This is a genomic window from Streptomyces sp. NPDC059454 (assembly GCF_042749965.1).
In the GTDB taxonomy this organism is placed as follows: domain Bacteria; phylum Actinomycetota; class Actinomycetes; order Streptomycetales; family Streptomycetaceae; genus Streptomyces.
This window is the reverse complement of sequence record NZ_JBHYVC010000035.1, coordinates 1-22,242: the sequence shown is the minus strand read 5'-3', so window position 1 is coordinate 22,242 and position 22,242 is coordinate 1. Positions and strand designations below refer to the sequence as shown.

21 protein-coding genes and 3 pseudogenes are annotated in these 22,242 nt (G+C 70.3%); 13 read left to right on the top strand and 11 right to left on the bottom strand.

Features of this window, described 5'->3' with window-relative positions:
• Positions 1 to 2: 2 nt before the first annotated feature.
• Positions 3 to 1,142 (bottom strand): cupin domain-containing protein, encoded by a 1,140-nt coding sequence (locus tag ACFXAE_RS22930; RefSeq protein ID WP_384717881.1) that lies wholly within the window; start codon positions 1,140 to 1,142, stop codon positions 3 to 5.
• Between the two features lie 210 nt (positions 1,143 to 1,352).
• On the opposite strand from ACFXAE_RS22930, the gene ACFXAE_RS22925 reads away from it, so the two are divergent.
• Complete coding sequence (locus ACFXAE_RS22925) at positions 1,353 to 2,351, top strand: LacI family DNA-binding transcriptional regulator (RefSeq protein ID WP_384717879.1); 999 nt, start codon at positions 1,353 to 1,355, stop codon at positions 2,349 to 2,351.
• 214 nt (positions 2,352 to 2,565) lie between these two features.
• Here ACFXAE_RS22925 and hisD read toward each other — a convergent pair whose 3' ends face one another.
• Positions 2,566 to 3,927: a histidinol dehydrogenase gene (hisD, locus tag ACFXAE_RS22920; protein WP_384717877.1), complete on the bottom strand. Its 1,362-nt coding sequence runs from the start codon at positions 3,925 to 3,927 to the stop codon at positions 2,566 to 2,568.
• A 114-nt stretch (positions 3,928 to 4,041) separates the two neighbouring features.
• Entirely contained in the window at positions 4,042 to 4,953 is a 912-nt protein-coding gene (locus ACFXAE_RS22915) for a LysR family transcriptional regulator (RefSeq protein ID WP_384717875.1), read from the bottom strand.
• Positions 4,954 to 5,174: 221 nt separating this feature from the next.
• Between ACFXAE_RS22915 and ACFXAE_RS22910 the strand changes: the two genes are divergently transcribed.
• Entirely contained in the window at positions 5,175 to 6,050 is an 876-nt protein-coding gene (locus tag ACFXAE_RS22910; protein ID WP_384717873.1) for a carbon-nitrogen hydrolase family protein, read from the top strand.
• A gap of 213 nt (positions 6,051 to 6,263) precedes the next feature.
• Here ACFXAE_RS22910 and ACFXAE_RS22905 read toward each other — a convergent pair whose 3' ends face one another.
• The 4 genes from ACFXAE_RS22905 to ACFXAE_RS22890 form a co-directional block, all read right to left on the bottom strand.
• The gene (locus ACFXAE_RS22905; RefSeq protein ID WP_384717871.1) at positions 6,264 to 7,955 is read right to left on the bottom strand and encodes a glycoside hydrolase family 13 protein; all 1,692 of its coding nucleotides are present in this window, start codon (positions 7,953 to 7,955) and stop codon (positions 6,264 to 6,266) included.
• Positions 7,956 to 8,063: 108 nt separating this feature from the next.
• Positions 8,064 to 8,912, bottom strand: coding sequence for a carbohydrate ABC transporter permease (locus ACFXAE_RS22900; protein WP_217132994.1), 849 nt, complete (start codon positions 8,910 to 8,912; stop codon positions 8,064 to 8,066).
• Positions 8,909 to 9,904, bottom strand: a complete 996-nt coding sequence (locus ACFXAE_RS22895; protein WP_384717868.1) for a carbohydrate ABC transporter permease — start codon at positions 9,902 to 9,904, stop codon at positions 8,909 to 8,911. Before ACFXAE_RS22895 ends, ACFXAE_RS22900 begins: the two co-directional genes overlap by 4 nt.
• Complete coding sequence (locus tag ACFXAE_RS22890) at positions 9,901 to 11,229, bottom strand: extracellular solute-binding protein (protein WP_384717866.1); 1,329 nt, start codon at positions 11,227 to 11,229, stop codon at positions 9,901 to 9,903. The genes ACFXAE_RS22895 and ACFXAE_RS22890 overlap by 4 nt, the downstream gene beginning before the upstream one ends.
• A 167-nt stretch (positions 11,230 to 11,396) precedes the next feature.
• On the opposite strand from ACFXAE_RS22890, the gene ACFXAE_RS22885 reads away from it, so the two are divergent.
• Genes ACFXAE_RS22885 through ACFXAE_RS22875 form a run of 3 tightly spaced genes read left to right on the top strand, consistent with a single transcriptional unit; the run spans position 11,397 to position 12,963 of the window.
• Complete coding sequence (locus tag ACFXAE_RS22885) at positions 11,397 to 12,494, top strand: LacI family DNA-binding transcriptional regulator (protein ID WP_384717864.1); 1,098 nt, start codon at positions 11,397 to 11,399, stop codon at positions 12,492 to 12,494.
• Positions 12,491 to 12,643, top strand: a complete 153-nt coding sequence (locus tag ACFXAE_RS22880) for a hypothetical protein (RefSeq protein WP_217132996.1) — start codon at positions 12,491 to 12,493, stop codon at positions 12,641 to 12,643. The genes ACFXAE_RS22885 and ACFXAE_RS22880 overlap by 4 nt, the downstream gene beginning before the upstream one ends.
• Positions 12,640 to 12,963: a fic family toxin-antitoxin system, toxin component gene (locus tag ACFXAE_RS22875; protein ID WP_384717862.1), complete on the top strand. Its 324-nt coding sequence runs from the start codon at positions 12,640 to 12,642 to the stop codon at positions 12,961 to 12,963. Before ACFXAE_RS22880 ends, ACFXAE_RS22875 begins: the two co-directional genes overlap by 4 nt.
• A 42-nt stretch (positions 12,964 to 13,005) precedes the next feature.
• On the opposite strand, the pseudogene ACFXAE_RS22870 reads toward ACFXAE_RS22875, so the two are convergent.
• Positions 13,006 to 13,634, bottom strand: a pseudogene (locus ACFXAE_RS22870) (IS6 family transposase).
• Positions 13,635 to 14,064: 430 nt separating this feature from the next.
• On the opposite strand from ACFXAE_RS22870, the gene ACFXAE_RS22865 reads away from it, so the two are divergent.
• The 3 genes from ACFXAE_RS22865 to ACFXAE_RS22855 all read left to right on the top strand — a co-directional run bounded on the left by ACFXAE_RS22865 (position 14,065) and on the right by ACFXAE_RS22855 (position 16,440).
• Complete coding sequence (locus tag ACFXAE_RS22865) at positions 14,065 to 14,343, top strand: replication-relaxation family protein (RefSeq protein WP_384717860.1); 279 nt, start codon at positions 14,065 to 14,067, stop codon at positions 14,341 to 14,343.
• 53 nt (positions 14,344 to 14,396) lie between these two features.
• Positions 14,397 to 15,635, top strand: a complete 1,239-nt coding sequence (locus tag ACFXAE_RS22860) for an IS256 family transposase (protein WP_384717858.1) — start codon at positions 14,397 to 14,399, stop codon at positions 15,633 to 15,635.
• Between the two features lie 61 nt (positions 15,636 to 15,696).
• Complete coding sequence (locus ACFXAE_RS22855; RefSeq protein WP_384717856.1) at positions 15,697 to 16,440, top strand: replication-relaxation family protein; 744 nt, start codon at positions 15,697 to 15,699, stop codon at positions 16,438 to 16,440.
• A gap of 794 nt (positions 16,441 to 17,234) precedes the next feature.
• Here ACFXAE_RS22855 and ACFXAE_RS22850 read toward each other — a convergent pair.
• The 3 genes from ACFXAE_RS22850 to ACFXAE_RS22840 form a co-directional block, all read right to left on the bottom strand.
• Entirely contained in the window at positions 17,235 to 18,194 is a 960-nt protein-coding gene (locus ACFXAE_RS22850) for an SDR family oxidoreductase (RefSeq protein WP_384717854.1), read from the bottom strand.
• 308 nt (positions 18,195 to 18,502) lie between these two features.
• Positions 18,503 to 18,745, bottom strand: coding sequence for a hypothetical protein (locus tag ACFXAE_RS22845; protein ID WP_384717852.1), 243 nt, complete (start codon positions 18,743 to 18,745; stop codon positions 18,503 to 18,505).
• Positions 18,694 to 18,975, bottom strand: a complete 282-nt coding sequence (locus ACFXAE_RS22840; protein ID WP_384717851.1) for a hypothetical protein — start codon at positions 18,973 to 18,975, stop codon at positions 18,694 to 18,696. The genes ACFXAE_RS22845 and ACFXAE_RS22840 overlap by 52 nt, the downstream gene beginning before the upstream one ends.
• Before the next feature lie 83 nt (positions 18,976 to 19,058).
• Between ACFXAE_RS22840 and ACFXAE_RS22835 the strand changes: the two are divergent.
• The 5 genes and pseudogenes from ACFXAE_RS22835 to ACFXAE_RS22815 all read left to right on the top strand — a co-directional run.
• Positions 19,059 to 20,348, top strand: a pseudogene (locus ACFXAE_RS22835) (IS256 family transposase).
• 96 nt (positions 20,349 to 20,444) lie between these two features.
• Positions 20,445 to 20,603 (top strand): hypothetical protein, encoded by a 159-nt coding sequence (locus ACFXAE_RS22830; protein WP_384717849.1) that lies wholly within the window; start codon positions 20,445 to 20,447, stop codon positions 20,601 to 20,603.
• Between the two features lie 191 nt (positions 20,604 to 20,794).
• On the top strand, positions 20,795 to 21,280 hold the full coding sequence (locus ACFXAE_RS22825; RefSeq protein WP_384717847.1) for a hypothetical protein: 486 nt from the start codon (positions 20,795 to 20,797) through the stop codon (positions 21,278 to 21,280).
• A gap of 319 nt (positions 21,281 to 21,599) precedes the next feature.
• Positions 21,600 to 21,848 (top strand): annotated as a pseudogene (locus ACFXAE_RS22820) (transposase family protein); the annotation flags it as partial.
• Between the two features lie 49 nt (positions 21,849 to 21,897).
• A partial coding sequence (locus ACFXAE_RS22815) for a transposase (RefSeq protein WP_384717845.1) occupies positions 21,898 to 22,242 on the top strand: 345 nt, incomplete at its 3' end.

Below are 22,242 nucleotides of genomic sequence, written 5' to 3'. Positions count from 1 at the left end.
GGTCACCAGGAGCGCGCGGAGCGGGGCAGCAGCGCGTACGGGGCGACGTACCCGTTGTGGTCGATGCCCACGCCCGCGTCCGCCGCGCTCTTGCGCACCTCCTCGTCCCACTCCAGACGGACCCGTCCGTCACCGGAGTTGACCACGAGGAGGTCGCCGCGCTCGTCGCCGACGTTGCGCACGGTGCGCCAGGCGTCCTGGGGGACGGAGAGCATGTCGCGCGGGCCGAGACGCACCGGGACGGGGTCGGTGCGGTTGAGGGTGACCTCCCACAGACCGTCCTTCACGATCAGGGTCTGGGTCTCGTGCTGGCGGTGCGCCGAGACGCCCTGCCCGGGGTCGGCGCGGAGCCAGGCGACGTTGTGCCCGTGCGGGTTGAACACGCGGGGCTCCTGGTGCGGGTCCTCGGTCATGCCGTAGCCGATGACGCAGCTCAGACGGGCGCCGCCGCCGGGCAGGGTGCTGTCGAGGAAGGGGTGGTCGGAGAAGACCAGCTCGTCCGCGGCGGCGATGCGCCGCTTCATCTCGTCGGGGGTGTAGCGGCGCAGCCGGTCGAGGTGTTCCTGGGCCAGGGGGCTGACGAGCTCGGACTCCGGCGGGACGGTGTCGCCGGCGACGGTGTCGACGAGCTCGTTGTCGGCGGTGAGGTACAGGCCGTGCTTCCGCGCCTCCCGCAGGACGGACGGGCCCCAGATGATGCCGCCGGTGTCGTCCATGCCCAGCACCGTGAACAGCCAGCCGTCGTCCGGGCCGGTGTTGGTGAATCCGCGGAAGATCCAGGTCGGGATGGACGCGATGTCACCGGCTTTGAGCGTGAGTTCGCCCTCCGTGCCGTCGGCGCCCCAGCGCAGCAGGTACTCGCCCTCGGTGCAGATGAACACCTCGGCCGTGTAGTGCAGGTGCAGGTTGTTGGTGATGCCGTGCGGCATGGCGGCGGCGCCGATGTTGTAGCCGTGCGGCAGCCGCAGGTTGACGTGCTGGTCGGCGGACTGTGAGACGCCCGGCCCGATCATCGCGTAGTTCTCCTTGCGGTCCGAACCGGGCGTACGGCAGTCGATGAAGGCCTGGTTGCAGGAGACGAAATCGCTGCGGCGCACCGTGCGGCGGGCCAGCTCGGCGGGGGACACGACGACATCGGGCATGACTGCTCCTTCACTCGTGAATACGTATGCATTCCATGACAGGCTCCGGAGGGCAGGATGTCAAGAGGGAGGGCCGAGACAGTTGTGGTCGAGTCCCGTGTCGCAGGGCTCGGCAGGCCCGGCCGGCGAGGCGCGGGCCGTGATATTGACATACGTATACTGGCTCGGGGGCGCCACCGGGCGGCGCCGGTGGTAACGAGGAGAGAGCCGATGGGCATCACCAGTCACGACGTGGCCAGGCTGGCAGGTGTCTCGCAGCCCACGGTCTCCCGGGCGCTGCGCGACGACCCCCGCGTGTCCCAGGCCACCCGCGAGAAGGTCAAGCGGGCCGCCCAGGCGCTGAACTACGTGCCGAGCGAGGCCGGACGCACCCTCTCGACGCGCGCCACACGGCGGGTCGGCGTCATCGTCACCGACCTGACGAACCCGTTCTACCCGCATGTCATCGCCCCGCTCCACGACGAACTGAGCAGCCTCGGCTACCGGATGATGCTGATCACCGAGCGGTCCGACGAGGCGGTCGCCGAGGAGAAGCTGCTCGACCAGTCGATGGACGGCGTCGTGCTCGCCACAGCCACCACCGACTCCCGGCTGCCGGCCCAGCTGGAGCGACGAGGCATGCCCTACGTCTTCCTCAACCGCGACACCGGCCGCGCCGGAGACTTCGCCTCCGTCGTCGACAACGAGGGCGGCGGGCGGCTCGTCGCCCGAGAACTCGTGGCCCTCGGGCACCGGCGCATCGCCGGGGTCTTCGGCGCGGCCAACACCACCACGGGGCGCGAGCGCGAACTGGGCTTCCGGCTGGCCCTCGCCGAGGCGGGCGTGGGGCTGCCGGAAAGCCGCGTGGTGCGCGGAGCGTTCGAGTACGACACCGGCTACCGGGCGCTGCCCGCCCTGCTCGCGGCGGACGAGGCACCCACCGCGGTGTTCTGCGGCAACGACGTCGTCGCCATCGGTGTCCTGAACGCGGCCCTCGCGGCCGGCGTCAAGGTCCCCGACGACCTCACCGTCATCGGCTTCGACGACCTTCCGATGGCCTCCTGGGAGGTGTTCAGGCTCACCACCGTCCGGCACGACCTGCGTGAGCTGTCGCGCCAGGCGGCGCGCCTGCTGGTCCGGCGGATCGCCAAGGACGTCGACCCCGCCGGTGAACGCCTGGTGCTGCCGACCGAGTTCGTCCCCCGCGCCACTCACGCCCGCGCCCGCTGAGCCGTCACCGCCGCCGGTCCACCCGCTCGTCATCGGGGCGATCGAGCCGCTGGAGGCCATGAGGTACGAGAAGACGTCCGGCGGCGGACGGCCGGCGATCACCCCGGCGACGCCGCTGACGGTGGAGGCCACGACCGCGTTGCCCGGCCAGGGGCGTGGTGGGCCGGGCGCACCGGCCGTGCCGGCACACGCGACGCGCCGGCACGAGCGGGGATCAGAGCTGGTCGCGCAGAGCGGCCGGAATGCCGTCGAACGCGCCGGACGTCCGCCCGACCCGGTCGATGCGGAGCGTCGCGGTGGCGCCGTGGGCCGCCAGCCCTTCGAACGCCGAGATGCGCTCGACGGCGGGAGCCAGGGACGCGGTCCCCTCCCGCGAGGCGCGCTGGTACGTCAGCGGCTTCAGGAACCGGGAGACGGAGAGCCCCGCGTTGTACCGGGCGGCCTTGCCCGTGGGCAGCACGTGGTTGGTGCCGGCGATGCCCTTGTCGGAGTATGCGACCGTCGACCACGACCCGATGAACAGCGAGCCGTAGTTGGAGAGGTTCTCCAGGTAGTACTCGTCGTCCTCGGTCTGGATCTCCAGGTGTTCGGGAGCGATCACGTCGGCCACGGCGACGGCGTCGGCCCGGTCACCCACCACGACGACGGAACCGAAGTCGCGCCACGCCGGGCCGGCGATGTCCCGGGTGGTCAGGGACTCCAGCTGGCGTTCGATCTCCGCGATCACGGCACGCCCCTGCTGCTCGGATGTGGTGATCAGGGCGGCGGGCGAGTTGGGGCCGTGCTCGGCCTGGCCCAGCAGGTCCGCCGCGACCCACACCGGGTCGGCGCTGTCGTCGGCGATGACGGCTACCTCGGAGGGGCCGGCCAGCAGGTCGATGCCGACCCGGCCGAACAGCTGCCGCTTCGCCTCGGTGACGAACGCGTTGCCCGCGCCGACCAGCATGTCGACCGGGGCCTCGCCGAGCAGACCGAAGGCCATCGCTCCGAGCGCCTGGACACCACCGAGTGCGAACACCCGATCGGCGCGCGACAGATGGGCGCCGTACAGCACGGCGGGATGCGCGCCGTGCTCACCCGACGGGGGAGTGCACGCCAGCACCGTGGGTACCCCGGCGGTCTTCGCCACGTTCACCGTCATGAAGGCGCTGGCGAGCAGCGGGAAACGACCGGCCGGCAGATACGCGCCGACGCGGGAGACGGGAACGTAGCGCTGGCCGCCGACGACACCGGGAGCCACCTCGACCTCGAAGTCCGTCAGGTGCTCGCGCTGCGCGGCGGCGAACCGGTGGGTGCGCTCGTAGCCCATCTCCAGAGCGGTGCGGACGTCCGGGGGCAGGGCGTCACCCGACTTCTTCAGCTCGGCCGTCCCGATCTCCAGGTCGCCGGACCAGCCGTCCAGCTCCTGGGCGTAGGCGCGCACCGCGTCCATGCCCTTGCGCTCGATCTCCTTCAGCATCTGCGAGACCCGCTCGACCACCTTGGGGTCGCGCTGGGCGGGGGGACCGTCCACGGACGGCTTCTTGAGCCACTGGAACGGGGGGAGGGCCTGTGCTTCGTCATGCGTGATCTGCATGGCAAAGGACGCTAGACGCCGCGCCGCCACAGGACCAGAGGGGCCGTTCCTGTCCGAACCACAGGGTTTCCCTGACCCTCTGGGCGTGCGTCCAGGCCCCGTGCGCGCGGCCGATCAGAGGCCGAGGTCGGTACGGAGTTCGCGCAAGGTGTCCTCGGCGAGCCGGGCGAGCTCCCTCGTGGCCCGCGACAGCGGATGCCCCCGCCGTCTGACCAGGGCGATCGTGTCGTAGAGGGGCTCGGCAAACGGGGTGGTGCGCAGCCCCGCGGGGAACGCCGGGCCGGCGATCACCGCCCGGCTGGCGATCGTGTCGCCCACCCCGGCGGCCACCAGGCCCAGCGCGGCCTCGACGTGCTCCAGCTCGATCAGCGGCTCGATGCCGACCCCGGCGAACTGGGCCCGCTCCGCGAGCTGCCGCCGGGTGGGGTCCTGCCACCCGTAATGGGCGTCGTAGAGGACCAGGGGTGCCCGGGCGAAGGCCTCCATCGTCATCGGTGCGCGGGTTCGTTCCTCGCTCGCGCTGACGAAGAACACCTCGTCGCGCAACAGCGGGGTCACCACCAGCTCCTCGTCGTCGATCGGCAGGACGACCAGGCCCGCCTCGATCCGTCCCGCGGCCACGGCCGCCGCGGTCTCGGCCGAGTTCTGCCCCACGAGCCGGACCCGGACGGACGGATACCGGGCGTGGAACATCTGCACGAGGTTGGACAGGAGGTAGTAGTCCGCGTTGCGGAGCACACCGAACGTGGCGGTCCCCCCGCCCAGCGAGCCCAGGGAGCGCACCGCCCGCGTCCCGCTCTCGGCAGCCTCCACCGCCTGCCGGGCGTACGGCAGCAGCTCCTGGCCGGCCGAGGTCAGGGTCAGGGTGCGGCTGCCGCGCGCGAACAGTTCGGCGTCCAGTTCCGACTCGAGCCGCCGCACCAGTTCGGAGGCCGACGCCTGGGCGATGTCCATGGCCCGCGCCGCTGCGGTGAACGACCCGAGCCGCTCCGCCTCGACGAAGGCCCTCAGCTGGTTGAGGGTCATCCGTTCGCCTGTCCTGTCGAGTCGGTGAGTCCGCGTCGCGCACGCGGTGATCCTCGTTCTACCACGGGGTTCCGGCGCGACCGCCGGGACGGACGCCGGTGCGGATCCACTGGGTCGTCCTGTGGATGCCACTGGAGGAAGGGATCTTGTCCCGTGGAAGGCGCGATGATTGGCTCGTCCGCGCCCCCGGAGACCACCCTGCGCGGAAGGTTGCCCCTGCGATGACGATCCCCCTGCCGATCGGCCTCGTCCAGACGGCCGCACGGCATCACGCCGCCGACGACCCGGACGCGTTCGCCGCGGACGTACGCCGCGTCACCGAGGCGCATCCCGGAATCCGGCTGCTCGCCTATCCGGAACTGCACCTGTGCGGTCACCAGCCCGGCGAGGATCCCGAGACGGTCATGACCGAGGCGGCCCAGCCGCTCAATGGACCCCGCGGCACCCGACTGGCGGCCCTCGCTCGCGAACTGGGCATCTGGCTCGTGCCCGGCAGCGTCTACGAACAGGGCGAGGACGGCAGGATCTACAACACGGCCCCCGTCTACTCGCCCGCGGGCGAACGGGTCGCGGAGTACCGCAAGATCTTCCCGTGGCGGCCCTACGAGACCACCGCGTCCGGCAGCGGCTTCGTGGTCTTCGACATGGAGGACCACGGACGCGTGGGCCTGACGATCTGCTACGACGCCTGGTTCCCCGAAATCACCCGCCACCTGGCGTGGCAGGGCGCCGACCTCGTACTGAACCTGGTGCGCACGCCCACCGTCGACCGCGCCCAGGAAGTCGTGCTCGCGCAGGCCAACGCGATCGTGAACCAGGTGTTCATGGCCAGCCTCAACGCGGCGGCGCCGGACGGTGTCGGGCGCAGCCTCGTCGTGGACCCCGAGGGGCACACGCGCGCCGCAGCCGGGCCGGGCCCGGAAGAGATCCTGACGGACGTGCTCGACCTCGCCGAGGCCCGCCGGGTGCGCACGCGGGGAACCGCGGGCCTCACCCGGGTGTGGGACCCGTTCGCGGACGACCAGCCGCCACTCGAACTCCCCCTGTACGAGGGCCGGATCGACCCCGAGCGCTGGCGTCGCGGGGCCCGCCCCTGAGCCGGCCGGCCGCGCGGTGACTGCCTGAACGACCGCTGCCGTCGGGCCGTACGTTCCCCGACGACCGGCCCCGTCCGTTCCACGACGTCCGGCCGTCCGTCCCTCGACGTCCGGCCCCGTACGTTCCCCCGATGTCCGGCCGTACGTCTCCCGACGTCCGGCCGGACGGCACCACCGGCCGGCCCCACGACACGAGGGGCCGGCCACCGCTCCTCAGCGGCCGGACGCGGATCCGGTGCGCAGCCAGACGGAGGTCCACGGCGGCAGTTCGTCACCGGTCAGCGGGCCGGAGGCGAGAAGGACCTCCCCCCGCGGCAGCGCGACGGGCTCGTCCGACAGGTTGCTGACGGTGTGCCAGCCGCCGGCGCGGGCGAAGTGCAGCAGCCCTCGACGGGTCTGCTCCCGCGAGCCGACCCACTCCAGCGCCTCGTCGGCGACCAGGGTGCGGCGCAGCCGCAGGGCCTCGCGGTACAGCTCCAGGAACGATTCCTTGTCACCGCTCTGCACGTCCGCCGCGTACCGGCCCCATTCGGCCGGCTGCGGCAGCCACGAGCCGCCGGGGCCGAACCCGAAGGTCGCCCCCTCACGGGTCCACGGCAGCGGCACCCGGCAGCCGTCGCGGCCCTTGACGCGTCCGCCGCCGCGTACCCACATCGGGTCCCGCAGGTCCGCGCGGTCCAGGTCGGCGACCTCGGGCAGACCCAGCTCCTCGCCCTGGTAGACGTACGCGGACCCGGGCAGTGCCAGCATCAGCAGCGCCGCGGCGCGCGCCTTGCGCACACCCGTCGCCAGGTCCGGGGCCGGTTCCCGGCCGTCGGTGAGCAGCCACGCCTCGATGTCGCGCTTGGTGCAGTCGCCTGGCAGGGCGTAGCGCGAGACATGACGGACCACGTCGTGGTTGGAGAGCACCCAGGTGCTGGTGGCTCTCGCGGCGCGGGCGTCGGCGAGCGCGCCGTCGATGAGGGTGTGCAACTCGGCGGCGTCGAGCCGTGCGCCGAGGAAATCGAAGTTGAACGCCTGCCCCAGCCCGGCGGCGGAGGCGTAGGCCGTGCGCCGCGAGGCACGCACCCAGGCCTCGGCGACGGCGAAGCGCGGCGGGTCGTAGGCGTCGAAGACCTGCCGCCAGCCGCGGTAGATCTCGTGCACCGCGTCGCGGTCCCACAGCGGATGGCTGCCGTCGGCCGGAAGGGCGTCGGGCTGGTAACTCCGCTGCTCGCCGAGGTCGCGCAGCGGCGCGCGCAGGTCCTTGGCGAGGCCGTGGGCGACGTCGACCCGGAAACCGGCGACGCCCCGGTCCGACCAGAAGCGCAGGGTGTCGTGGAAGTCCTCGCGGACCTCGGGGTTGTCCCAGTTGAAGTCGGGCTGCTGGGGGGCGTAGAGGTGCAGGTACCACTGGCCGTCCGGCACCCGGGTCCAGGCGGGGCCGCCGAAGCTGGACGGCCAGTCGGTGGGGGGCAGTTCACCGTTCTCGCCCCGGCCGTCGCGGAAGACGTAGCGCTCGCGGGCGGCCGAGCCGGGCGCGGCCGCGAGCGCCTCCTGGAACCAGACGTGCTGGTCGGAGGAGTGGTTGGGGACGATGTCGACCATGATCTTCAGGCCGAGCCGGTCGGCCGCGGCGACCATCTCGTCGAAGTCGTCGAGGGTGCCGAGCCGGGGGTCGACGTCGCGGTAGTCGGCGACGTCGTAGCCGCCGTCGGCGAGCTGCGAGGGATAGAACGGGCTCAGCCAGACGGCGTCGACGCCGAGGTCGGCGAGGTAGGGCAGGCGGGAGGTGACGCCGGGGATGTCACCGATGCCGTCGCCGTCGGAGTCGGCGAAACTGCGGGGGTAGACCTGGTAGACGACGGCCTGCCGCCACCAGTCCGCGGCGTGCGGGGAGGGGGCGGGGGAGTCGTGGTGGGGCATCTGTGAACCTCTCGGGCGCGTGCCCAGGGTGGGGTGCGGGTGTGCGGACAGGCGGCGGGAACGGCCGGAGGCGGCCGTCACCGGGAAGGGGGCTTCGTGCGGGGCCGCTCAGCCCTTCACGGCGCCGGTGGTCATGCCGGAGACGACCGACCGGCGGAAGATCAGCACCAGGAGCGCGATCGGCACGGTGGCCACCATCGCACCGGCGAAGATCACCCCGTAGGGGACCTGGTACTGACTGGTGAACAGCGCGATGCCGACGGACACGGTGCGCCGGTCGTCGGAGCCGTTGAACGTGAGGGCGAGCAGGAATTCCGACCAGGTCGCGGTGAAGGAGAACACGCCGGCCGTGAACAGCCCCGGCCGGGCCAGCGGCAGGATCACCGTCAGGGCGGTGCGCAGCGGGCCGGCGCCGTCGACGACGGCGGCCTCCTCCAGCTCGCCCGGAATGCCGCTGAGGTAGTTGCGCATGATCCAGATCGCGAACGGCAGGTTCAGCGCCACGTACGGGATGATCAGGCCCGGATAGCTGTTGAGCAGCCCGGCCTGGCGTTCCATCAGGAACAGCGGTACGAGCAGGGCGATCGGCGGGAAGACCGACAGCATCAGCAGCGCCGTCATGACCGCACCGCGCCCGCGCAGCGGCAGCCGGGCGAGGGCGTATCCGGCGAAGAACGCCAGGGACAGGATCAGCACCGTGGAGAGACTGGCCACGACCACGCTGTTGAGGAAGTAGTGGCCGATCCCGTTGCGCTCGAAGGCGGTCTCGTAGTTGCTGAGCGTGGGGTCCTTCGGCAGCAGGGTGGGCGGCGTCGCGCTGATCTCGCCGGGCCCCTTCAGGGAGGCGGACGCCATCCAGAGCAGGGGCAGGGTGGCGCAGACGGCGATCAGCAGCCCGCCGAGGTTGACGGCGTTGACGTAGCGGCGCACTCCGGTGCGCGGGACGCGGCGGCTCATGCCCGGCCCCCTTCGTCGACTTGGGCGCGGAAGACGCGCAGGAACAGCAGGCAGCAGCCCAGGACGATGACGGCGGTGGTGACCGCGACGGCGGCGCCGCCTCCGAAGTCGAGGTTCTGGAAGAGGATCCGGTACCCGAGGATGGCCACCGACTGGGTGGCCGTGCCCGGGCCGCCCTGGGTCAGTACGAACGGCAGGTCGAAGATCCCGAACGCCTGGAGGATGCGGAAGAGGACCGCGATGGCGACGATGGGCCGCAGTTGCGGCAGCGTGACCTTCCAGAAGGTGGTCCACGCGCTCGCGCCGTCGATCTCGGCGGCTTCGTAGACGTCGCCCGGGATGAGCATCAGACCGGCGAGGACGACGATGGCGACGAACGGCGTCGTCTTCCACACGTCGACGGCGACCATCGCGGCCATGGCGGGCACCGGCTGCCCGAGGATGTCGGGCTGGGTGCCGAACATCTGCTCGCACAGCCAGCTCACCGCGCCGTAGGTGCCGTTGAACAGGTACGACCACAGCTGGGCGGCGATCACGTTGATCAGGGCCCAGGGCAGCAGAAGCAGGGCGAGGATCCAGCCCCGGCCGGCGCCGAGCCGCTCCAGGACGAGCGCCGTGAGCGTGCCGAGGACCAGCTCGATGGAGACCGAGACGATGGTGAAGCCCAGCGTGAACGCCAGGGCCCGGTACCACTCGGGGTGCGTCAGGAGCGCCTCGTAGTGAGCGAGGGTGGGCGAGCCGAACCGCAGGCCGCCGTACTCGAGCCGGACCTCGCAGAACGACAGCACCAGCGAGAAGACGACGGGGAAGACCGTCACCGCGGCGATGACCAGGAGGGCGGGGGAGGCGAACAGCCACCCGGCGCGGGCGCGACGGCGGGCGGTGGAGCCCGGGGGCGCGCCCGGGGACTTCCGCGGGGTCCCGGCGCGCGCACCGCCACCCTCGCCTTGCGACGGCGTCCCCGCCGTCTTCTTGTGCAGTACGGAACTCACAGCGCTTTTCCTTCCAGGGCCGTGCGCAGCCCCTCGCGTGCGGCGCGGACACCGTCCGCGGGGGAGAGGCTGCCGCGCACGACCGCGTTCGCCGGGGTGTACAGCGCCTTGCTGACCTGCGGGTAGTACGGGGTCTGCACGGGCCGGGCGACGAGTCGCAGGTCGGCGGCGCGCAGGACGGCCGGGTCGCCGGCGGCGCGCGCCTCCGGGCTGCCGAGCACGGAGGTCATCGCGGGGATGACCCCGGCTTCCCGGGCGAGCAGGCGCTGCACCTCGTCCCCGGCGCAGAACCGGGCGAACTCCATGGCGGCGCCCAGCTCCTGGGAACTGGGGTTGACGAAATTGCTCCAGCCGCCGGCGCAGGAGACGCCGGAACGGCCGGTGCCCTCGAAGCCCGGACGCGGCACTGCCCCGATCTTCCCCGCGACCCGGGAGACCCCGGGGGTGCTCGCGTTGACCCAGGCGTACGACCAGTTGCGCAGGAACAGCCCGCGCCCGTTGACGAAGGCGTCCTGCGCGTCCGACTCCTCGTACGTGGTCACGGTGCGGGGCGTGACCCCGCGGGCGGTGAACTCGGCCATCAGCGAGAAGGCCCGCTCCGCCTCGGCGCCGCCCAGTACGGCCCTGCCCCGCCCGTCCAGGACGGTGGCGCCCGCGTCGGCGAGGAACTCGGTGACGTTGGCCGTCAGCGACTCGGTCACCGCCGCCTGCCACAGGAACCCGGCCTGGACGTCACCGGCCTGCTGCACCGCGCGGGAGGTGCGCAGCAGCTCCTCCCAGCTGCGGGGCACGCGCAGCCCGTGCTTGGCGAGAAGGTCCTTGCGGTAGAAGAGGTAGGTGCTGTCGGTGAAGAACGGCACCGCGTAGGCCGTGCCCCGGTACGTGGAGCTGGTGCGCAGGGCCGCCGGGTAGGCGTCCCAGAAGCCGCTCGGGAGCAGCTTCTCCACCGGCAGCGCGAGCGCGGAGTGACCGAACTGCGCGGGCCACGTCGTGTCGCCCAGGTACACGTCGGGCTGGGGGGAGCCGCCGGCGAGCTGGGTGGCGATGGCGCTGCGGTTGCCGTCCGAGGTGGACAGTGCGTTGATCTTCGAGACGCGGATACGGGGATGCCGCCGCTCGAAGGCACGGATGATCAGATCCGCGACGACGGAGCCCCGCCGGGAGGGGATCTCGGAGACCCACCAGGTCAGCCTGGCCGGCCTCCGGGGAACGGTCGCGGCCTGCGCCAGCAGGTCGTCGAGGTCCTTTCCTCCGCATCCGGCCAGCGAACCCGCCGCGGCGGCGCTCAGGGCGCCGGCCAGCAGTGTTCTGCGGTTCAGGGACATGGCGTACTCCTCCCTTCTGGGACTGCCTGATGACAGCGCTGTCACCGTAAGGAGCGCCGTATGGGGTGTCAATGGTCGCGGTCGGTCGGAGTTATGGAGGGATTGAAATGACAGCGCTGTCATCGCCTCTGGCCTGGTGAGGCGGCCGTTGTGTTAGCGTCCCGCACATGGTCGGTGAAGCCGTTGCGAAGGGCGCCACACTGGCGGATGTCGCCCAGAGGGCCGGAGTCTCGCCCTCGACCGTCTCGCGCACCCTGCGCGGTCTGTCGACGGTATCCCCCGAGACCCGGGCACGCGTGGAAGAGGCGGCGCGCGAGCTGTCGTTCGCGATCTCCCGCAGCGCGTCCAGCCTGGTCACGGGGCGCACGGGCCGGGTCGCCGTGCTCGTACCCAACCTCGACGCCTGGTTCCTCGGCGCCGTGCTCGCCGGCATGGCACCCGCGCTCAACGCGGCCGGCCTGGACATGCTGGTCTACAGCGTCACCACCGCAGAGCAGCGCGCCCAGTTCTTCGACCGGCTGCCGGCCCGCCGCAACGCCGACGCCCTGCTCGTCGTCAGCTTCGCGCTCTCCCCCGAGGAACGAGCGCGCCTGGACGATCTGGGTATGCCCCTGGTCTTCGTCAGCCAGCACGAACAGGGCAGGGCCGGCGTCTACGTGGACGACGTGGAGGCCGCCCGGCGCGGCACCCGCTACCTCCTCAACCTCGGCCACCGGCGCATCGCCTACCTGGAGCCCGCGGACCCCTCGGGTTTCGCCTGGAGCAGTCGAGCCCGCCTCGACGGATACCGGGCGGCCCTGGCGGAGGCGGGCATCGAACGGGACGACGACCTCGTCCGCCAGGTCGCCGACTGGCAGGGGCCGAGCCTGGACGCGGCGGTGGGGCGGCTGCTGAGTCTCGCGGAGCCCCCCACGGCGATCTTCGCCGAGACGGACGACATCGCCTTCAGACTGCTGACGGTGCTGCGCGGCGTCAACGTCCCGGTGCCACAGCGGATGTCGATCCTCGGTTTCGACGGCCACGCGATGGCGGAGCCGTGGGACCTGTCCACGATGGCCCAGCCGGCCCGCCGACTGGGCGAGGTGGCGGCGGAGCTGGCCCACGGCGTGATCCACGACCCCGAGGCGTACCGGGAGCGACACGTGGTCCTGCCGGTGGAACTCGTCCCGCGGGGCAGCACGGGCCCGGCGCCGGGCCCGTGGCCCGGTGACCGGGCCGGCGAAGGGGCCGGGAACGGGGACGGCGTTCAAGAACGCCGGGTGTGACGCGCCCCATCGAGGACACTACCGGTGCCCGCGCCGCTGGTACGGCGGCCGCCCAGCGGCTCGTCGCCGAGCACGGGGCCTTCCTCGACGATCTGGAGCAGCAGCTCGATGCCCCGTACGAGCAGCTGAAGCCCGGTGCCGCCGCGTGATCCTGCACATCGGCGCATCCTGGATCCTCGAGGTGGCCGAGAGAGCCGGCCGTCGGGATCCCGGCGTGGACGACTACGGTGTGCCGATCGCTGCTGTCGCCCGTCACCGCGGGGAGACGCTCGAGCATCCGGTGTACGACGGTGCTTACGCGCGTACGGCTGCGTTGGTGCATACGCTCGGCCGCTGTTGTTGGCTGGAACGCTCGGACCTGACCGTTGCCTGCGCCGTCATGTATCTCGAGGCCGGCAACATCCCCGTCAGTCCCACCCGTGAGCAGCTCACCGGGCGTTGTCACGTTGTTGGGTGTGTGGGCGTCTGACGGTGTGTCGAGGTGTGGTGGGGCCGGGTTCCGGGCCGGTGCTCAGGCCGTGGCAGGTCGGTCCGTGAGGCCGGTGATCTGCTCCCAGATGGTGAAGCGGACGGTCATTTCGGCTCGGTAGTGAGGTGCGGGCATCAGGTGGCGACGACGCCGGAAGTGGGGTGAGATGCCACTGAACGCGGACAGGACCCTCTGCACCCCGCCCACGGAGCGGAAGCCCTTCATCACCCGTTCGCGTTGCCTCGTCGGCTGGTGGCTGTTCTCGGCCCGGTTGTTCAGTCTCTTGTGCGAGCGGTGCTCGACGCAAGGCATGACCTCGCGGTGGGCGGCGCTGCAGGAGCGGAGCTTGTCGGTGACGATCACCCTTGGCACTGCCCGGGTCTTCGTCATCAGCCTGCGGAGGAACCGTCTGGCCGCGGCCCTGTCGCGGCGGTTCTGCACGAGGATGTCGAGGACGTTGCCGTCCCGGTCCACAGCCCGCCACAGATACTTCTGCTCGCCGTTGATCTTGATGAAGACTTCGTCGAGATGCCATGTGTCGCCGGGCCGGGGACGCCTGCGGCGAAGACCTCGCGGTAGGACAGCGGGAAGCGGAAATACAACCACACACAGTGGGAGATGACCTCGACCGGGTACCGGTGACCCTTGTACGACGGCGACACGGCCCCCACGGACAACCCCCTCCAGCACGATCAGCCAGAAGATCATCCACCCGATCAACCAACGTGACAGCGCCCGTGGTCGAGCACAGGCCGCCCCGCTCCTACAGTCGTACACCGCCTACCCCTTCCATCCCGTTCCCTCCTCCTTCTGGCGGTGAGGTGGTCATGGGGTACGTACAGGGGAGGTCGGGCTCCCGACCACGGCCAGACCAGTGTGGTGACCTGCGCATAAGCGAGCCGGCCCCGGACAGGCCCCGGGCCGGTATCGGCGGGGATGCCGGAGGGGTTGTCGGCCTGGTCAGGAGTGGTGTTGTCGGATCGTGACCGTGGTCGGGCCCGCGTGGTCGGTGGTGTGGTCGGGGCCGGCTGCTGCCGTGATCGGTAAGCGCGGCACCGGGTCAGGCGGTGCCGCATCCACGGATGCGGGAGCAGGGCGGCGATGAGGGATGTGGATGCGGGCGGCACGGATCGCCTGGCGCTGGCGGTGCTAGCGCAGTACCGGATGGCCACCACCGAACAGATGCACCTGATCATCTCGCCCGGCGTGCGGATCGAGCAGACAAGGCGCCGGCTGGCCAAGTTGCGCGCGGAAGGGCTGGTCGACCGGATCACTCTGCCGCAGGCCGGGCGACCCGGGGTTGCGTCCTGGGAAGTGGTGTACGGGTTCCCACCTGATCCGGGCGTTTGGCCCGGCATCGGAGTGAGGGCCCGGATATGAGAACGGCCACCGGCTGATCTTCGAGATGTCGAAGCTCGAAGGAGATCAGCACGATGACCGCACCCGACAGTCTGCCCCTGCACGCCCTCGCCGAGGAGAACCTCGCCGCGGCGAGTCCCGACCTGCTGCGCGCGATGATCAAAACGTTCGCCGATGCCCTCATGTCCGCGGAGGCCGACGCCCTCTGCAACGCCGAATACGGGCAGGTCAGCGACGAACGCGTCAACCACCGCAACGGCTATCGCCCGCGGGAGTGGGACACCCGGGCCGGCACGGTCGAGCTGGCCGTTCCCAAGCTGAGGCAGGGCAGCTACTTCCCGCACTGGCTCCTGGAACGCCGCCGCCGGGCCGAACAGGCCCTGATCTCGGTGGTCGCCACCGCCTACCTGCTCGGCGTCTCCACCCGCAGAGTCGAAAAGCTCGCCGAGTCCCTGGGCGTCACCCAGCTGTCGAAGTCCCAGGTCAGTGCGATGGCCAAGCACCTGGACGAGCAGGTCGCCGCCTTCCGCAACCGGCCCCTGGACGCCGGACCGTACTCGTTCGTCTGGGTCGACGCCCTGACACAGAAGGTCCGCGAGGGCGGCCGCATCGTCAACGTGCATGCGCTGATCGCGGTCGGCGTCAACGCCGACGGTCACCGCGAGATCCTCGGCCTGGACGTGGCCACCGCCGAGGACGGCGCCGGCTGGCCGGCCTTCCTGCGCTCGCTGATCGCCCGCGGCCTGTCCGGCGTCCAGCTCGTCGTCTCCGACGCCCACGCCGGCCTGGTGGACGCGATCGGCGCGGTGCTGCCCGGCGCCTCCTGGCAGCGCTGTCGCACTCACTATGCGAGGAACTTGCTGAGCCAGGTGCCGAAGTCGGCTCAGCCGTGGGTGGCCACGCTGCTGCGGACCGTGTTCGAACAGCCCGACACCGACGCGGTGAAGGCCCAGATGGCACACGTCCTGGACGCTTTGGAGGCCAAGTTCCCCAAGGCGGCGGCCCACTTGGACGCCGCCCAGCACGACCTGCCGGCCTTCACGGCCTTCCCGCGGGAGATCTGGCGGCAGATCTGGTCGAACAATCCGCAGGAACGGCTGAACAAGGAGATCCGGCGCCGCACCGACGTGGTCGGCATCTTCCCCGACCGCACCGCCGTCATCCGGCTGGTCGGGGCGGTGCTGGCCGAGCAGAACGACGAGTGGACCGAGGCCCGCCGCTACATGGGCCGCGAACTCCTTGCCAAGGCCCGGCTCCACCCGATCGGGTCAGAAACCGACGACACCGTCCTGCCCACCGAACTCACCGCATAGCCTCAACGAGATCACCGAGTGGCCGTCGATACACCACTCCAGCGGACGTGACCGGACCCGGGTGTGGCATCCCACCCAGTACGAGGCGCAGATCGCCTCCGAGTGGCCCGAGCTGCGTGGCCGGCGACCCCCGAAGGGCGCGGTCGACCGGACCGCGGTGCGGCTGAAAGTCGGACACGGGCTCACCGTCACCGAGACCGCGCTGGCGTTCCTGAAAGACGCCCGCCGGTGCCAGCCTCTGGACTGGATCCCCGAAGTCCACCACCCCCTCGGAGGCGGCGAAGCCGTCATCCCCGACGCCCTCCTCTACTACCAACACCGCTCTGCGAACCGTACGAGCAGTACGACCGGCACGGACGGCTGCAACGAGGACAAGAACGATGTCGGGGGTGGGGTGATGCTGCGGGCGTTCGTCGAAGTCGACCGGGCCACCATGGGACCCGAACGCCTCGCCGCCAAACTCGGCAGCTACGCCCGACTCCACAGCTACGCGCCCGCACCCGCGGCCCGGCAGCGGCAACAGCCCTTCCCCGAACCAGTCCAGGAGACCTGGCGCCAGCGCTACCCCCTCTTCCCACGACTCCTGTTTGTCCTCGACGGCACCGGCCCCACAGGCGTCGAGACCCGCATCCACGCCCTGCGAACCGCCGCCCGCGACCTCGCACTGGCCGGCTTTCTGCGTGAGGTTCCCGTCCTTGCCGCACCGATGACCGACCTCCTCCACCACGGCCTTACCGCACCCGTATGGCGGCCCATCCACGACCCCGACCACAGAGTCGACTGGATGCACACCCGACACCCCTAACCACCATGGCCAGGACCGTGGTCGGGATCCGACCAGGCACCGCGCAGACCCCGACCGCGGCCACCAAGACCCCGACCACGGCCCCCACCACAGCAGGCCAACGCCATGCGCAGACACTGCGCAGCCGTCGAGTGGGCGGTAGAGGAAGCCCGGTGGGCGGTAGGGCACCATGCCGCCGCCCCACACAGGTATGCGGAGCTGAAGGCGGGGCAGCAGGACGGGCAGCTGGACAAAGTGGCAGACGTCCGGGTGCCGGCGGGGCGGTGGCGGACAAGACCTGGGGAGGTCACACGTCACCACCCCGCCGTTGGAGCAGCCCCGTCCCGACCACGAACCACCCGCAACCCCAACCACATAGGTCAGCACACCCGTCGATGTCGGTGATCGTCGCCACCGTGGAGCGGGGGTTGCGGTTCACACGGCGCTGGTCGATCGCGAGGGGCGCGCCGAGACCTCTTGGATGCGGTCAACCTTTGGCCGGTTGCGCTGCGTAATGTACTGTCGCACAAATGGCGAAAGACCTTCCAAGTAACGCAGCTGGGCCTCGCTGTGCAGGGTGAGTGTCCACGGCCAGCGAGGTCTTGCCGCTGCCGCTCACCCCGGTGGAGGCGACGAGCCGTCCCTTGGGGATGCTCAGGGAAACGTTCCGCAGGTTGTTGGTACGGGTACCCACCACGTCGATCGTCCCGTGCCCCGCACCCGCGACGTCCCCACGGACTCGGACAACCGTCGTTCCTGTCTTCCGTGGCGTTCGACGGTAGCGGCGTCTGTTTCCGGTTCCGGTTCGGGGTGCGTCAGCGGTAGTCGTCCGCCGAGCCGTCCTTCCCGCCGTACTGGGTGTCCTCGAAGTACGCCCAGGCGTCGGGCTGGCTGCCGTCCACGTCGCGTACGCCGTAGGCCTTGGCGAGGTCCGCGCTGGAGGCGGACTTCTTGTTCCAGCGGGCCGCCCGGTCCGGGTCTGCGGCGAGCGCGGCGACCGCGCGGGCGAGGTAGTGCGGTGACTCGGCGATGGCGAAGGCCGGTTCCTGGGCGACGGCATCGCGCCAGTTCTCCTCGCTCACACCGAAGTGGGCAAGCATCTGTTCCGAGCGCATGAAGCCCGGTGTGACGGCGACGGCCGTGCCCCCGTACTCCGCCAGTTCCTCCCCCAAGCCGAAGGCGATCCGGATCGGTGCGTTCTTGGCGAGGTCGTAGAAGAGGTTCTCGCGGTAACGGCGGTTGGAGGCCGCCGTGCCGTCGGTGACTTCGACGTGGAGCGGGGCGTCGGAGCGCACCAGGAGCGGGAGGGCCAGCGCCGCGGTGATCACGTGGGACCGGACTCCGAGTTCCAGGATGCGCAGGCCGTCGGCGAGGGGCGTCTCCCAGCTCTTCTTACCGAACACGGACTTGACGAGGAGGTGCTCGCCGCCCCACAGGTCGTTGACGAGGACGTCCAGCCGTTCCTGTTCACGCTCGATGCGTCCGACAAGGGCGCGTACCTGGTCCTCGTCAAGGTGGTCGGTGGGCACCGCGATGCCGGTGCCGCCGGCCGCCGTCACCAGTTCGCCGGTCTCTTCGATGGTCTCCGTGGTCCGACCGATTTCGCTGGCGCGCGTACGGGTGGTGCGGCCGGTGACGTAGACCGTGGCGCCGAGCCGGCCGAGTTCGACGGCGAGCGCGCGTCCGGCGCCGCGTGTGGCCCCGGCGACGAGTGCGATCCGGCCGGTCAGCGGAGCCTCGCCAGTGATGTGCTGGGTGGTGGTGTCCTGGTTCATGCCACCACCGTGCACGGTAAACACGACAATCTGTGTCGTCATTTCCTCGCAAATTCCACCGCTCCCCGGTCGGTAGCGGTGGCCACTGTTCGCCCAGGACATCGTGGGTGAACTCGCACCGCTGTTGCAGACGGACTCCGACGTGCGCACGTACGACACCGTCTGAGCTTGGCGTTCAACCTCGCCTGTCACCCGACCTGCTGATCTGCGGTTTGGCTTCGTTCACTTCAAGGGGTTCTGGCTCAGCTTGTGTGGCGTGGCCACGCTGGGTGATCAGCGGATGCATGGAGGCACTGCGTGTCCCTGAGTCAGAACGGTGGGTCTTCGGAGTAGCCGCCTGTTCCGTCGGCCGCCCACCAGGAATCACGTTCCGCCTTGAGACGGGCGTAACGCTCGCGGGTTGCGATGTCGTCCGCGTTCTCCAGGTCGCTGGTGTCGTGACCCCATGCCTTCATCGCGTCCAGGACGCGGTCTGGGTTGTAGCGGTCGGTGCTGGTGGTCAGCAGACGACGGGCATGGCCGACCAGCTCGGCCCGGTGCGCGGTGAGCACGGGGTGCTCTGCGAGGGGATCGCAGCGACGAAAGCCGCTTCGCGTACCTCCGCGTTGTCGTGGCCGAGAAGAGGGCGGACGGCGGAGAAGATCGCCGGGCGCAGGTCTCGGAACGCGCGCATCTCTCCGGACTCGTCGAGGAACTCCTTGCCGAAGTGGCGTTCGCCGATGGCGACGCACTCGTCGTCGGCGTCGTAGGCGGTGGCGCTGAGCCACTCAAGCAGTCTCACGAGGGTGGGGCGGCGCGGTGGCATGCGGGAGTGTCCAATAGACGGCGGATCCGATGATCAAGGAGACGCCTGAAATGAGTGAGATCATCAGCGAGCACGAAACGGTGGAGGAGCCGGTCGTCGAGTCGGCTGCGGAGGCGGTGTCGGACGAGCAGTTGATCTCGATGCTGGTCGACCGAGCCCGTTCCGAGGGCTTGCAGCTGACCGGCGAGGGTGGGCTGCTGCAGCAGTTGACCAAGCGGGTGCTGGAGTCCGCCCTGGAGGGCGAGATCACCGATCACGTCGGCTATGACAAGCACGACGCGGCAGGCCGGAACAGCGGAAACTCCCGGAACGGCACCCGTTCGAAGACCGTGCTGACCGACGTCGGCCCGGTCGAGGTGAAGGTGCCCCGCGACACGGCCGGCGCCTTCGAGCCGCAGCTCGTGAAGAAGCGCCAGCGCCGGCTGACCGGCGTGGACGAAATGGTGCTGTCGCTGTCCGCGTAGGGCCTCACGCACGGGGAGATATCGGCTCATCTGGCCGAGGTGTACGGCGCGGAGGTGTCCAAGCAGACCATCTCCACGATCACCGACGCGGTGATGGAGGGCATGGCGGAATGGCAGGCCCGACCGCTCGATCGCGTCTATCCGGTCGTCTTCGTGGACGCGATCAACGTGGAGATTCGCGATGGCAAAGTCGCCAATCGGCCCATCTATGTCGCGATGGCCGTCACCGTCGAGGGCACCCGTGACATCCTCGGCATCTGGGCCGGGGACGGCGGCGAGGGCGCCAAGCACTGGCTCCAGGTCTTCACCGAGCTCAAGAATCGCGGCATTGAGGATGTCCTCATGCTCATCTGCGACGGCCTGAAGGGCCTGCCCGACGCCGTCGAGACAGTTTGGCCCCGAACTGTCGTCCAGACATGCATCGTTCACCTCATTCGCAACAGCATCCGCTACTGCGCCCGCCAGGGCTGGGGCAAGGTCGCCAAGGATCTCAAGCCTGTCTACACCGCGCCGAGCGAGGCCGCCGCAACCGAGCGGTTCCTGGAGTTTTCAGAGAAGTGGGGCAGCAAGTATCCGGCCGTGATCAAGCTGTGGTCCGACGCCTGGGCCGAGATGGTGCCCTTCCTCTCCTTCGACGTCGAGATCCGCAAGGTCATCTGCAGCACGAACGCGATCGAGAGCGTGAACGCCCGCATCCGCAAAGCGGTCCGAGCCCGCGGGCACTTCCCGAACGAGGCCGCCGCATTGAAGTGCGTCTACATGGCGCTGATGAGCCTGGACCCGACCGGCAAGGGCCGGCGCCGCTGGACGATGCGCTGGAAGGCGCCACTGAACGCCTTCCAGATCGCCTTCGAAGGACGCCTCACCCCCACCACCAGCCACTGAACCTCAACAACAAAGATCAGCCGTTGACTGGACACACCCCCCTCGTGGAGGTTCGACCCGGCGTCCGGGAAGGAGCCGGACCGGCTCAACCGGGCCTTGGACCGGGTCGGCTTCTTCCTGGACGAGCCGGGCTACGACTTCTCCGATCCGGCTGCCGCGCTGGAGGCGGCGGAGAGCGAGTTCGGCCTGGTGGTGGACCCGCGGGAAGTGGCGGGGCCGCTGCCGACGGTCGTCGTTCCCATACGGGCCGACTGACCACCCGGCGGCCGCCGGTCAGAAGGTCACCCTCAGTCAGAAGCCGTCATTGCCAGCCGGATGCGCGCTCAGGTCCCGGCCGGATCATGAGGGCGTGTGGCGTGATTGTCGCCGTTGACCACCTTGTCCGTGCCATGCCACCTTCGGACGGCCCCCGCGCCGGGGGTAGTCATCCACGGGAGGAACACACAATGACCGCTGGCAGCGGACGCAGGAGAGGCAGAGGCACCAGGATCGCCGTCACGCTGACGGCGATCCTGGTCGCGACGGCCATGGTGGGACCGGCTGCGGCAGCCTCCGGCGGTGTAGCGGCTGGCGCACCGGTGACCGCGCAGTCGATCGCGATGAGCGACCCCACGCCCGAGGAGCAGGAGCAGCTGCGGGCCATCGCCGGTGCCATCTGGACACCCGAGCTGGCGGCCGGATGGAACATGAACGCCGAGGTGGCCGACGTACTGTCAGTGGCCACCGGCGAGATCCTCAAGTGCAGCGAGGCGTTCGCCCTCGTGCCGCGCCCGGCCGGCTTCGTGCCCGGACTCGGCTATCTGGTCAATTATTGGAAAAACCTTCGCGACTACTTCCTGGCCGTGAAGAGTAACCGGACGTACCGCGCCTGCGTGGTCACCGCCGCGGCCAACTACCGCTCACCCATCGAAATGGCCTCCATGGGCATCTGACCCGTCCGACCGGCGGACCGCGAGCGGCTCCAGCCGCTCGCCGGTCAACACCGTGTCCTACGGCGGGGCAACAGCCTCCGTCATCTCGCCTCGGGCGGACGCATGACAAAGGCACCGGTCCTCTTCAACGCATGGATCGGTGCCTCCGTCCCAGAGGAAGAACACACAGGGCCTTTGGCCATGGATATTCTTCGGCGATGTCGAATCAGTGAACCTTTTCCAACCTCCCGCGCCAGCTGGTCAGTTGGCCTGACAGGCGGGTGAAGCCCCTGGTAGATGGGTTTTCGACCAAGAGAACCGTCTCCACCAGAGGCTTCGCATGCTTGTCTACCCGTCCGGCGTCGACGTGTCCAGCTCTGCCCTCCGCTTCCTTGCCGCCCGCCTGAGGAAACACCGCCACGCTCTCGGAACCCGATGGCGGCGCCTGAGCGCGGGCCGACAGGCCCTGCTCACTCTCACCCACCTCCGCAACGGCCAGCCCTACGCCCAGCTCGCGGCCGGTTTCGGTATCGGCACCACCACCGCCTACCGGTACATCAGCGAAGCAGTGGAACTCCTGGCCGCCCTTGGGGTCTGTACGGTGAGCGGTGTAACTCCCGAGCTGGAAGCGACAGTTGATGACTGACGTGGCGAGTGACATCGAGGCCGGGGAGGCCGTGGTGAGTGGGACGGGCGCCGTGGATGACGGGCTGGTTGCCGAGTTGGTGGCCCGGGCTCAGGCCGGTGGGGTGAAGCTCACCGGGGAGGGCGGCCTGCTGCAGCAGCTGACGAAGCGGGTGCTGGAGTCCGCACTGGAGGGCGAGCTCACCGACCATCTGGGCCATGAGCCCGGTGAGCGGGCCGAAGGCGGCCGGGAGAACTACCGCAACGGGCACCGGTCGAAGACTGTGATCACCGAGTCGGGGCCGGTCGAGATCGCGGTGCCGCGGGACCGGGCCGGGTCGTTTGAACCGCAGCTGGTC